General features: G+C 45.0%; 10 protein-coding genes, 1 tRNA gene and 2 pseudogenes. 12 read left to right on the plus strand and 1 reads right to left on the minus strand.

Going from position 1 to position 11,860, the window contains the following annotated elements:
* Positions 1–117 precede the first annotated feature (117 nt).
* The 12 genes and pseudogenes from Q4B82_RS00545 (at position 118) to Q4B82_RS00595 (ending at position 10,738) form a co-directional block, all read left to right on the plus strand.
* Positions 118–999 (plus strand): DUF1853 family protein, encoded by an 882-nt coding sequence (locus Q4B82_RS00545; protein ID WP_303064471.1) that lies wholly within the window; start codon positions 118–120, stop codon positions 997–999.
* 130 nt (positions 1,000–1,129) lie between these two features.
* A complete protein-coding gene (gene alaS, locus Q4B82_RS00550; protein WP_303064502.1) occupies positions 1,130–3,751 on the plus strand; it encodes an alanine--tRNA ligase in 2,622 nt (873 codons plus the stop codon).
* An 80-nt stretch (positions 3,752–3,831) separates the two neighbouring features.
* A pseudogene (locus tag Q4B82_RS00555) lies at positions 3,832–4,385 on the plus strand (DNA cytosine methyltransferase); the annotation flags it as partial.
* A 207-nt stretch (positions 4,386–4,592) separates the two neighbouring features.
* Positions 4,593–5,000: a hypothetical protein gene (locus Q4B82_RS00560; RefSeq protein ID WP_303064503.1), complete on the plus strand. Its 408-nt coding sequence runs from the start codon at positions 4,593–4,595 to the stop codon at positions 4,998–5,000.
* A gap of 192 nt (positions 5,001–5,192) precedes the next feature.
* Entirely contained in the window at positions 5,193–5,669 is a 477-nt protein-coding gene (gene greA / locus Q4B82_RS00565) for a transcription elongation factor GreA (RefSeq protein WP_303064472.1), read from the plus strand.
* A 329-nt stretch (positions 5,670–5,998) separates the two neighbouring features.
* Positions 5,999–6,196, plus strand: coding sequence for a DUF5363 domain-containing protein (locus Q4B82_RS00570; protein WP_303064473.1), 198 nt, complete (start codon positions 5,999–6,001; stop codon positions 6,194–6,196).
* A 15-nt stretch (positions 6,197–6,211) separates the two neighbouring features.
* A pseudogene (locus Q4B82_RS09485) lies at positions 6,212–6,343 on the plus strand (carbon starvation CstA family protein); the annotation flags it as partial.
* Positions 6,344–6,389: 46 nt separating this feature from the next.
* The gene (locus Q4B82_RS00575; protein WP_303064474.1) at positions 6,390–7,712 is read left to right on the plus strand and encodes a carbon starvation protein A; all 1,323 of its coding nucleotides are present in this window, start codon (positions 6,390–6,392) and stop codon (positions 7,710–7,712) included.
* 126 nt (positions 7,713–7,838) lie between these two features.
* Positions 7,839–8,933, plus strand: a complete 1,095-nt coding sequence (gene ribBA / locus Q4B82_RS00580; protein ID WP_303064475.1) for a bifunctional 3,4-dihydroxy-2-butanone-4-phosphate synthase/GTP cyclohydrolase II — start codon at positions 7,839–7,841, stop codon at positions 8,931–8,933.
* A gap of 26 nt (positions 8,934–8,959) precedes the next feature.
* Positions 8,960–9,877, plus strand: coding sequence for a LysR family transcriptional regulator (locus Q4B82_RS00585; RefSeq protein WP_303064476.1), 918 nt, complete (start codon positions 8,960–8,962; stop codon positions 9,875–9,877).
* 142 nt (positions 9,878–10,019) lie between these two features.
* Positions 10,020–10,095: transfer RNA gene (locus tag Q4B82_RS00590), tRNA-Ala, on the plus strand.
* A 70-nt stretch (positions 10,096–10,165) separates the two neighbouring features.
* Entirely contained in the window at positions 10,166–10,738 is a 573-nt protein-coding gene (locus Q4B82_RS00595; protein WP_303064477.1) for a CNP1-like family protein, read from the plus strand.
* Positions 10,739–10,797: 59 nt separating this feature from the next.
* On the opposite strand, the gene cysK is transcribed toward Q4B82_RS00595, so the two are convergent.
* Positions 10,798–11,730: a cysteine synthase A gene (cysK, locus tag Q4B82_RS00600; RefSeq protein ID WP_303064478.1), complete on the minus strand. Its 933-nt coding sequence runs from the start codon at positions 11,728–11,730 to the stop codon at positions 10,798–10,800.
* Positions 11,731–11,860 lie beyond the last annotated feature (130 nt).

Raw genomic sequence — 11,860 nt, forward strand, 5'->3', positions numbered from 1 at the left:
TCAAAAAATCCAATAAAATCAATCTACCAAGATTATGAAGACAGGTTCTGAATTTGTGGCAGCCAATCATTTCATTAGGATGCCTGAAAACAATAACACAGAAAAACAACAAGTACCATGAATTATGCCCTAGATGCTTTATGGTGGCGACTTACACACCCCACCATACGCGCCCTTGCCACCTTGCTCACAGCCCCACTTTTATGGCGCAGTGAGATTGAATTGCCTGTGTGCCGACTACTTGGCAAACACGGTTTCCGTTTTCTGTTGCAACTCAACGATGAACCCAATAGGCTGCCTGAAAAACTGTTACAGCCGCAAAACAGCCATTTGGGACATTATGCCGAAGATTTATTGGCATTTTGGTTTACTCATGCGCCACACAGTACTTTAATCGCACACAACCTCCCCATTGTTTCAGGCAGCCAAACTTTGGGGGCATTGGATTTTGTGGTAGCACTTTCAGGTAGTCTGCATCATGTTGAACTGACTTGCAAATATTATGGTAGTTCAACAGGACAACCTGAAAACATGGTTGGTCTCAATCCGCGTGATACCTTATTGGCAAAACAGCACAAAATGCAGCAACAAAGCCAATTATCACAACACCCCGTCGCAAAAACCATTTTGACAAACATGGGCATAGAAGCAGAAAAATTACAATGTGCCAACATCACGCGTGGCATGGCATTTACCCTTTCAGGCAGCCTGCCTGAACACACTTTATATCCACTTAATGCATGGACAGGCTTATATTTTCAGCATCAGCAACAATGGCAACAATTCGCCAAAGATGCCCGTTTTTACCCCTTGCAACGCCATGAATACCTTGCACCCGCACGCATCACCTACGACCAAACCCATACACGAGATGCCATAACCCAAATGGGGCAGGGATTGTATGCCCAAGTCATGTTACGCCCAGACGGTTTTTGGCATGAACAACAACGCATTATGTTTATGCACAGGTTGCCTGAAAAGGGTAATGTGTTGCAATAAGCACAGTAGGTTTAAAATCCCAAAATCAGGTAAAATAAGCGTAATTTTCTGTTTAGACAGCCCATGCGTATCATAAGGCTGCCTGAAACACCCACTTCACATTCTCAATTTGGATATTAAACAAACCATGATGACCACCAACGAACTCCGCCAAAAATTCCTGCAATTTTTTGAATCCAAAGGACACCAAATCGTTTCATCGTCCAGCCTTGTGCCGCACGATGACCCTACCTTGCTGTTTACCAACGCAGGCATGAACCAATTTAAAGACGTGTTTCTCGGCTTTGACAAACGCGATTACAACCGCGCCACCACCGCCCAAAAATGCGTACGCGCAGGCGGCAAACACAACGATTTGGAAAACGTGGGCTACACCGCGCGCCACCACACCTTTTTTGAAATGTTGGGCAATTTTTCGTTTGGCGATTATTTTAAACAACAAGCCATTCATTTTGCTTGGGAATTTCTCACTTCGCCCGAATGGTTGAATCTGCCCAAAGAAAAATTGCTCGCCACCGTGTATGCCGAAGACGATGAAGCCTACAACATTTGGCACAATGAAATCGGCTTGCCTGCCGAAAAAATCATCAGAATTGGCGACAACAAAGGCGGTCGCTACGCATCAGACAATTTCTGGCAAATGGGCGACACAGGTCCTTGCGGCCCTTGCACCGAAATTTTCTATGACCATGGCGAACACATTTGGGGCGGCGTACCCGGTAGCGCGGAAGAAGATGGCGACCGCTACATTGAAATTTGGAACAATGTGTTCATGCAATTCAACCGCGATGAACAGGGCAATATGCACCCCTTGCCCAAACCCAGCGTGGACACAGGCATGGGCTTGGAGCGCATGGCGGCGGTGTTGCAACACGTTCACAGCAATTATGAGATTGATTTGTTTCAAAATTTGCTCAAAGCGGTGGCGCGTGAAACCCACACCCCATTCAGCATGGACGTACCCAGCCTGAAAGTGATTGCCGACCACATTCGCTCTTGCTCATTTTTGATTGCCGATGGCGTGTTGCCCAGCAATGAAGGGCGTGGTTATGTGTTGCGCCGCATCATTCGCCGTGCCGTGCGTCATGGTTACAAATTGGGTCAAAAACAGCCGTTTTTCTACAAATTGGTGCCTGATTTGGTTCAAGAAATGGGCGATGCCTACCCCGAATTGCGCGAAAAACAAACGCAAATCATGGACGCTTTGCGTGGCGAAGAAACCCGTTTTGGCGAAACATTGGAAAAAGGCATGGGTTTGTTGGAAAACACGCTTTCAGGCAGCCTGAAACGTTTGGACGGCGAAATCATCTTCAAATTGTACGATACCTACGGCTTTCCCTATGATTTAACAGCCGATATTTGCCGCGAACGCGACATTGAAATGGACGAAGACGGTTTCAACCGCGAAATGGAAGCCCAACGCGCCCGCGCCCGTGCCGCCCAAAACTTCAAAGCCAACGTGCAGTTGCACTACGATGGCGCAGAAACCCAATTCACAGGCTACACCGAACGCGAAGGACAAGCCACCGTTTTGGCGATTTTCAAAGACAACGAAAGCGTGAACGAATTGCGCGATGGCGAAAACGGCATCATCGTGTTGGACAAAACGCCATTTTATGCCGAAAGTGGCGGTCAAGTGGGTGATGTGGGCAATTTAATTGCCAATAATGTGCAATTTGAGGTCAAAGATACCCAAAAAATCAAAGCCAGCGTGTTTGGACACATCGGCACATTGGTTTCAGGCAGCCTGAAAGTGGGCAACACCATTACCGCACAAGTGAACAACGCCATTCGTGAACAAATCACGAAAAATCACAGTGTTACCCACTTAATGCACCAAGCCTTGCGCGAAGTATTGGGCAATCATGTTGAACAAAAAGGTTCTTTGCAAAATGCCGATTTAACGCGCTTTGACATTTCCCACAACCAAGCGATGACCGCAGAGCAAATCATTGAAGTTGAAAGAAAAGTCAATTTTGCCATTATGCAAAACGTGCCTGTGAAAGTGGAAACCATGTCGTTGGAAGACGCACAAAAAACAGGCGCAATGATGTTGTTTGGCGAAAAATATGGCGAATTTGTGCGCGTGGTGATGATGGACGAATTTTCCACCGAATTGTGTGGCGGCACGCACGTTGCACGGACGGGCGAAATCGGCTTGTTCAAAATCATCAGCGAAAGCGGCATTGCGGCAGGCGTGCGCCGTGTGGAAGCCATTACAGGCATGAAAGCGGTGGAATTTGTGCAAAATCAAGAAGTTTTGCTGAAAAACATTTATGCCGAAGTGAAAGCACAAGGCGAGAAAGACGTGTTGAGCAAAATCCAAGCCAATGCCAAGACCTTGAAAGATTTGGAAAAATCTTTACAGGCAGCCAAAACCGAATTGGCGGTACATGCAGGCGCGAAATTGCTGAACAAAGCGCAAGATTTGGGCGCGGCACGTTTGGTGGTGGCGCAAATTGACGCGGACGCAGGTGCATTGCGCGACATCGTGGGCGATTTGACGGGCAAAGGCGACAATATTGTCGTGTTGCTGGCAAGCGCGAACGATGACAAAGTGGCATTGTGCGCGGGCGTATCCAAACCTTTGACACAAAAGGTGAAAGCAGGCGATTTGGTGAAATTTGTCGCGGAACAAGTGGGCGGCAAAGGTGGCGGTCGTCCTGATTTGGCGCAGGCTGGTGGCACGGATGTGGCGAAACTGGCTGGGGCGTTGGCGAGTGTTGAGGGTTGGGTTAAATCGTTGATTTAATTTGATTTGAAAATTCAGGCTGCCTGAAAGGTTGTGAAAGGCTTTTCAGGTAGCCTTGTTGTATTTGAGTTGAATAATTTATGCCTTTAACTTACATAGACTTATTTTTAGGGGCAGGTGGGCTGTCTCTTGGCTTTGAACAAGCTGGTTTTAAGCAAATTCTTTCGGTAGAAATTGAACCCAGTTATTGTGAAACTTATCGCCATAATTTCCCCCATCATACTGTTTTGCAAAAAGATTTAACCCAATTAAGCGATGATGATTTGCTTGCTAAACTCAAAGGGCAAAAAGCAGATGTTGTGATTGGTGGACCTCTGTGTCAAGGCTTTTCTATGGCTGGTAAAATCGGACAGACTTTTGCCGATGATCCAAGAAATCACTTATTTAAAGAATTTGTGCGAGTGGTTAAATTGACTGCCCCCCAATTTTTGTAATGGAAAATGTGGCTCGGCTTTATACCCATCAATCAGGCAAAACACGCCAAGAAATCATAGAGCATTTTCAAAATCTTGGTTATCAAATGGAATGCAAAGTTTTGAATGCAGTGGATTTTGGTGTGCCGCAAAATCGCAGTCGTGTGGTGTTTATTGGGCGAAAAAATCAGGGCGATATTATTTTCCCCAAACCGTTTCAGGCAGCTTAACTGATGTGTTTCGGATACCTATGCTTTATATTAAATAATCCATTCATTTTATCTAGTGGCTTTCCTGCGTAGGCAAAATCGGTTAAGATAAGTAACGTTTATGTTTGGTCAAATGAACAGTTGAATTTGGGAAAAATTGTGATGAAAAAACATTTTATTTGTATTTTGTTGGCATTGACTGTTGCGGCTTGTGGCGTGATGGATATGTCTCGTTCAGATGTGGCAACACCAAAGTCATCGGTTTTGTCATACCGCTTGGCGAACAGTCATTGGACTGATGTGGCAAAAATCCGTGCGGAAGCTCAGCGTTTAACAACTTTAATTGGCAATGGCAGTATGACCAAAGTTCAGGCAGCACAGCATTTGAACCGTTACCGTTTGCAGTTGGTGGGCAGTAATGGCGTTGATGATAGTGTGTATGAGGTATATCAGTATGCGGCAGTGGAGAGTCAGCGAGGCAGTATGACCAGTGCACAGGCGCGTGCTTATTTGGAGAATGCCTTGAAAGGTTGGCAGCAGCGTTGGTCTAGTATGCAGCAAAAACCTGCTAACCCTGCATTTACCAATTTTCTTTTGGAAACCATGGGCATGCAGCATTTGCAATAAAGAAAATAATGGTATTGGCATTGCCTTTTTTTGCTGGTTTGGTACAATACTCGCTGTTTTTAGAGAACACGGCAAGCCACATACAGTGGTTTGTTTTTTCTTGAATTAAATTTTTAAATAAATATGATAGCGTTCAGGCAGCCTTTGAAATCAGGCTGCCTGAACGCTTAAATTCCACTATAAGGAAACACAATGCAAAAAATCCCTTTAACCGTAAATGGTGCAGAGCAACTGAAAGCAGAATTACAGCATCTGAAAAGTGTGGCACGTCCTGAAATCATTGCTGCGATTGCCGAAGCCCGTTCACATGGCGATTTGTCGGAAAACGCGGAATATGAATCGGCAAAAGAGAAGCAGGGTTTCATTGAGGGCAGGATTGCGGAATTGGAAAACAAGTTATCGTTTGCACAAATTATTGACCCAAAAGAAATTCATGCAGAAGGTAGGGTGGTTTTTGGTGCAACTGTGGTGTTATCCGATTTGGAGAATGATGCCGAAGTACGCTATCAAATTGTGGGCGATGATGAAGCGGATATTAAATTGTTGAAAATCTCGATTAATTCACCGATTGCACGTGCTTTGATTGGTAAGGAAGAGGGCGATATTGCTGAAGTGCAAGCACCTGGTGGTGTACGTGAATACGAGATTTTGGCGGTGCATTATCTGTAATTGCCATTTGATTGAGAAAGTTGCTTGAAAAGCCATTGTGGTTTTTCAGGCAGCTTTTGTTATTGTGGTTCGTGATGATAATAGTCGCAGAATTGAAAAGTACTACGGCGTCGCCCCTCCTTGAATGACATTTGCATTTCTACAACCATAAAATAACCACGGAGTATCCTGTTTTTTAATGAATTCACCATAAAATAAAGTGAATATTCAAATATTTGATTGGATTTGTTCAGCAGTTTAAGTTAAGAAATTGCATTGTAATTTTAATTTTTGTAAAATTGCCAAGCATATTGTGATTCCCTTTCACTTTAAAAACTTAAGGACTGAATATGGCGGAAACAGAACAAGAAAAACCCAGTTTTTGGCGCAAATTGCTCAACAGCTACGACCAGCTTTGTAAAGACATGGGCGTGGAACAGGGCGGTTGTCGCAGTTGCGTGCCGAAAATTCAATTTGACGAAAACGGCAAACGCATTGACCGCAGGCTGCCTGAAACGCAACCCCATTCCCCAGAAAACAAAAATTAAAGGATTTTCAAAATGATGTGGTTTTTCATTTGTGTGGCTTTGCTGTTGTTGGGCTACTTTTTTTACAGCAAAGTCATTGAAAAAATTTTCGTGATTCGCCCCGAGCGTCAAACACCAGCCTATTCCATGACCGATGGTGTGGACTATGTGCCGATGTCCAAAAAGCGCGTGTGGCTGATTCAGTTGCTGAACATTGCGGGAACTGGTCCCATTTTTGGCACCCATTTTGGGTGCATTGTATGGGCCTGTGGCGATGTTGTGGATTGTGTTTGCGTGTATTTTTGCAGGCGCGGTACACGATTATTTAACAGGCATGTTGAGCATACGCAATGGTGGCGCAAACGTGCCCTATTTGGCAGGCAAATATTTGGGCAATTCATTTAAACATTTTATGAATGTGTTGTCGGTGGTGTTGCTGGTGTTGGTGGGCGTGGTGTTTGTGGCAAGCCCAGCGTCTTTGCTGACCAACATCACGTCCGATTTGATGACGGCAGGTTCGGTGGGCGCGGCAGCAGTAAACGATGAAGCAGGCGTTTCAGCCAGCAAAGCCAATATTTTGGTGATTTGGACGGTCATCATTTTCGTGTACTACATCATTGCCACACTTGTGCCGATTGACAAAATCATCGGTCGCATTTACCCCATTTTTGGCGGTTTGCTGCTGTTTATGACGTGTGGCATGTTCTACGGCTTGGTGGTAAACGACATTCCCTTTTTCCGCACTTTGAATTTGTCGGAAGTGGGCATTGTTGAATTTTTCAAAAACCTGCACCCCAAAGACGCCCCCATTTTCCCCTTATTGTTTGTAACCATTACCTGTGGCGCGATTTCAGGTTTCCACGCCACGCAAACGCCTTTGATGGCACGTTGCTCTGAAAACGAAAAAGAAGGGCGTTTCATTTTTTATGGCGCAATGATTGCCGAAGGGATTATCGCCTTGATTTGGTGTATGGTGGGATTGAGTTTCTACGACAGCACCGCCAGCTTCCAAGAGGCTTTGTTGGGTACACCTTCCAAAGTGGTTTACGATTCGGCTGTGGGCATGTTGGGCTTGTTTGGTGGCATTTTGGCGGTTTTGGGTGTGGTGATTTTGCCGATTACTTCGGGCGACACCGCTTTCCGTGCCGCGCGTTTGATGATTGCCGAATGGCTGAACATGGAACAAAAAAGTTTGGACAAACGTTTGATGATTTCTGTGCCTTTGTTTGTGGTGGGTTTCATCATTTCCAAAATTGATTTTCAGATTTTGTGGCGTTATTTCAGTTGGGCAAACCAAACCACGGCAATGATTACCTTGTGGGTGGTGGCGGCTTATTTGTACAGCACGCGCAAAAATCATTGGGTGGCAACCATTCCTGCGGTGTTCATGACAATGGTGTGCAATGCCTTTATTTTGAACGCGAAAATCGGTTTCAACCTGCCTTATGATTTGTCGGTGTGGGTGGGTGTGATAAGCGGTTTTGTGTCTTTGGTGTTGTTTTTGAAATTCATCAAACCGCGTGAAGATGATGTTTAAACCACCATTTTTATCTTAAAAAAATGTTTCAGGCTGCCTGAAAAAAGTCGTGCATTCATTGGGCATAACTTTCAGGCAGCCTGATTTTCACGTACAATATTGCACAAAAATTTTCAGGAATAAATCATGCAAATTTCCCCCATATCCGACATCATTGCCGACATCAAAGCGGGCAAAATGGTCATCATCACCGATGCCGAAGACCGCGAAAATGAAGGCGATATTGTTATGGCAGCCCAATTTGTTACGCCACAAGCCATCAATTTCATGATTAAACATGCACGCGGTTTGGTGTGTTTACCTATGGAAAACAAGCTGATAGATAAACTCGGCTTGCCCATGATGACGCAAAAAAATGGCGCACAATATGGCACAAACTTCACCGTATCTATTGAAGCCGCGCATGGCATTTCAACAGGTATTTCCGCCGCCGACCGTGCACACACCATTCAAACAGCTGTATCGCCCAATGTGCAGCCCGAAGACATTGTGCAACCAGGTCATATTTTCCCACTTCGCGCTCAACAAGGCGGCGTTTTGGTACGCGCAGGACACACAGAGGCAGCCGTAGATTTGGCGCAAATGTCAGGTTTGGCTGGTGCAGGTGTGATTTGCGAAATTTTGAACGATGACGGTACGATGGCGCGTATGCCCGAATTGATGAAATTTGCTGCCGAACATGACTTGAAAATTGGCACAATTGCCGATTTGATTGAATACCGCAGCCGCAATGAAAGTTTGCTGGAAGAAATGGGCGAAACCACCGTACAGACCCCTTGGGGCGACTTTCAACAACACGTTTACGTGGATAAACTCAATGGCGACACGCATTTGGCTTTGGTCAAAGGCAACCCCGAAACAGCCAGCGAAACTTTGGTGCGCGTACACGAGCCATTTAGCGCGTTGGATTTCATTCAATTTGACCCCAATCACTCGTGGCATTTGCCCGATGCACTTGCCAAAATTCAGGCTGCCGAGTGCGGTGTGATTATTTTGCTACACCGCACCGAAGATGGCGCAGCTCTGTTGGAACGCACCCTGCCCAAAAACAGCTTTCAAATCAAAAAATGGGACAGAAAAACCTATGGCATAGGCGCACAAATTTTGGCTGGCTTAAAAGTGAGTAAAATGCGCGTATTGGGCAAGCCTTCTGCCATGAATGGCTTGACAGGCTTTGGTTTGGAAATTGTGGGATTTGAAGAAAGCCACATAAAATCATAGGCTGCCTGAAAGGCAGAATTGAAATCATGGATTTGAAACAGCTTAAATACTTCATGCATGTAGCTGAGTTAGGTAGTTACACCCGTGCTGCGGAATATTTGAATGTGGCGCAACCTATTTTAAGTCGCCAAATCCGCCAGTTGGAAACCGAGTTGCGCCGCAGTTTATTGATACGGCATGGACGAGGTGTGCAACTGACAGAAGCAGGCAGTACTTTGTTGCGTCATTGTCGTCAAATTGACCAGCAAATTGAACAAGTTAAAGAAGATTTAAGCATTGCAAGCGGCAAAATTACGGGACGTATCGTATTGGGTGTGCCGCCTACTGTGAGCCGTTTGTTGTCGGTGGATATTGTAAAACATTTTCGTGCGGAATTGCCTGATGCCTCGATTAGCATCAGTGAAGGGCTAACGGCAAATTTGCAGGAACAGTTGCAGTTGGGGCGCATTCATGTTGCATTGTTGAATAATCCTGGACATAATCCTGAATTGAAAACCCGTTTAATCAATCGTGAACATTTGTATTTGATTGCACCTGTAAATGACGCACGGTTTTCTAAAGATAAGCCCATTACGGCGGATTTGCTGGCAACTTTGCCTTTAATTATGCCGCGTACGCCCAATACTTATCGCACTTTATTTGAGCGAGAAATGGCACGCTTGAATCAAAAACACAATATTGTTCTGGAAATTGACAGCATTGAAACCACTTTGGCATTGGTGGCGGAAGAAATGGGCTACGCCATTCTTTCGCCGCGTGCAGTATCGGATTTCAGTAAGAAAAATCTGTTTCAGGCTGTGCCATTGCGTAATCCCATTTTGGATAATCATTTGTTTTTGGCGATTTCTGCTAAACATGCGCAAACCCGTTTACAAAAAGCATTATTGAGGATTGTAGGTGAAGTGTGTGCAGCTTATTTTCCACCTGTGGCTGATGGTTCTTGAAAAAGTGTTGATTGTAGCAGGCTGCCTGAAAACACCTTATTCATTAAAAACATAAATAAATGTTTGACAAATTGCCTGGAAAGCATCATAATTTGCGCTGGATTTAATTGGCGTTGAAATTCATTCGCTAATGTGTGTTTATGGGGGTATAGCTCAGTTGGTAGAGCGCTTGCATGGCATGCAAGAGGTCAGCGGTTCGATCCCGCTTACCTCCACCATAGGAATTTTAGGGTTGGCAGTTTGCCAACCCTTTTTGTTGTATTGAAAACCAAAATAATGGGAGCAAATATGAAAATGATGAAAATTGTGTTGGGGATTGTATGGTTCGTGTCTGCCAGCATGAGTATGGCAGAATCATCTCGTTTTCATGATTTGGGGCGTGATGAAGTGGAAAAAGAGTTCGTGGAAAGCGAAATGCCTTTGCCACCTGTGCCCAGTTTGACAAACGAGACATGGTTTGATTTGTATATTAGTGCTACATTTTCAGGTAAAGCACGCATTTTGTTGGACAGCATAAAAATGGTACCCGATGGCAGCGTACGTTATGTGCTGAATAACCGTTCCGCTTTGGGTAATGATAACATCACAGCCGAAGGTTTATTGTGTACACGTGAAGAAGGCTTGCTCAATCCTGCTGGCTACAAAAGCAAAATTTTTGGTTTTGCTGATAATGTAAACAAACGTTGGATTCAGCCACGCCGTACTGAATGGTCGGCGAGTGTGATGCAAAAAAATGTGAACCGTGTGCGAGACGTGATATTTGAAACCGTTTGTCGCAATGGTCGGGCTGAAAATGAGGAAGCATTGCGCCAGCGTTTTCGCCAGCAAGCAGGGCATGGATTTAATTATCAAGAGAAATAAATGTTTTCAGGCAGCCTGTTGTGCTAACGAGGCTGCCTGAAACGTTTTAATCAGAATACTTAAACCAAATCGGCAAATAAAGGTGTAGAAAGATAACGTTCGCCGTAAGATGGAATCAAGACCACAATCAATTTCCCTGCATTTTCAGGTTTGGCTGCCAGTTGTAATGCTGACCATACGGCTGCACCTGATGAAATGCCCACCAAAATGCCTTCTTTTTCTGCCATTGCACGAGCAGTTTTAAATGCGGCTTCATTCGGTACTTGCACGATACCATCGTAAATAGTGGTATTCAGGTTTTGGGGGATAAAACCTGCGCCAATACCTTGAATGGGGTGTGGACCTTTTTGACCACCACTCAATACGGGCGAAGCTTCGGGTTCAACAGCAAAAACCTGTACGCTGTCTTTTTTGGCTTTTAACACTTCGCCCACACCTGTAATTGTGCCACCAGTACCCACGCCACCTACAAAAATGTCCACTTGACCATCGGTATCACGCCAGATTTCTTCGGCTGTGGTTTTGCGGTGTACTTCTGGGTTGGCATTGTTTTCAAATTGTTGTGGCATGAAATAGGTTTCAGGATTGTTTTTCACAAACTCTTCTGCTTTGGCAATCGCACCTGCCATACCTTCTGCGGCTGGGGTCAGAACCAGCTCTGCGCCAAAAGCACGTAATAACATACGGCGTTCTTTACTCATGCTTTCGGGCATGGTAATCACCAGTTTGTAACCTTTGGCGGCGCAAACCATTGCCAAGCCAATGCCTGTGTTGCCCGAAGTGGGTTCAACAATAATGGTGTCTGCTTTGATTTTGCCTGCTTGTTCTGCTGCTTCAATCATGGCGGCGGCGATACGGTCTTTCACGCTGCTGCCTGGGTTAAAAAATTCCAGTTTTGCCACTACGCGAGCAGGCAAGTCTTTGCTTAATGTATTCAGTTGTACCAGAGGGGTGTTGCCGATTAAGTCGGTAATGTTATTAGCGATATTCATGATTTTCCTTTTATCGGTTGTGGGTTACGCAATCAGTATAGCACGGCTTATATTGTAATATTGGTGGTATGTGAAAGAAAAGAATTTGTGCTGCTTATCTTTATAAGCAACTGTTATAATTGTAAGGCTG

Origin of the sequence: Alysiella sp. (assembly GCF_030525755.1) — a bacterium.
In the GTDB taxonomy this organism is placed as follows: domain Bacteria; phylum Pseudomonadota; class Gammaproteobacteria; order Burkholderiales; family Neisseriaceae; genus Simonsiella.

Coding starts and splice junctions, on each gene's coding strand:
- ribBA (WP_303064475.1), top strand. CDS start 7,839: ATGCAAATTTCCCCCATATCCGACATCATTGCCGACATCAAAGCGGGC.
- Q4B82_RS00595 (WP_303064477.1), top strand. CDS start 10,166: ATGAAAATGATGAAAATTGTGTTGGGGATTGTATGGTTCGTGTCTGCC.
- cysK (WP_303064478.1), bottom strand. CDS start 11,730: ATGAATATCGCTAATAACATTACCGACTTAATCGGCAACACCCCTCTG.
- greA (WP_303064472.1), top strand. CDS start 5,193: ATGCAAAAAATCCCTTTAACCGTAAATGGTGCAGAGCAACTGAAAGCA.
- Q4B82_RS00560 (WP_303064503.1), top strand. CDS start 4,593: ATGGATATGTCTCGTTCAGATGTGGCAACACCAAAGTCATCGGTTTTG.
- Q4B82_RS00585 (WP_303064476.1), top strand. CDS start 8,960: ATGGATTTGAAACAGCTTAAATACTTCATGCATGTAGCTGAGTTAGGT.
- Q4B82_RS00545 (WP_303064471.1), top strand. CDS start 118: ATGAATTATGCCCTAGATGCTTTATGGTGGCGACTTACACACCCCACC.
- Q4B82_RS00570 (WP_303064473.1), top strand. CDS start 5,999: ATGGCGGAAACAGAACAAGAAAAACCCAGTTTTTGGCGCAAATTGCTC.
- alaS (WP_303064502.1), top strand. CDS start 1,130: ATGACCACCAACGAACTCCGCCAAAAATTCCTGCAATTTTTTGAATCC.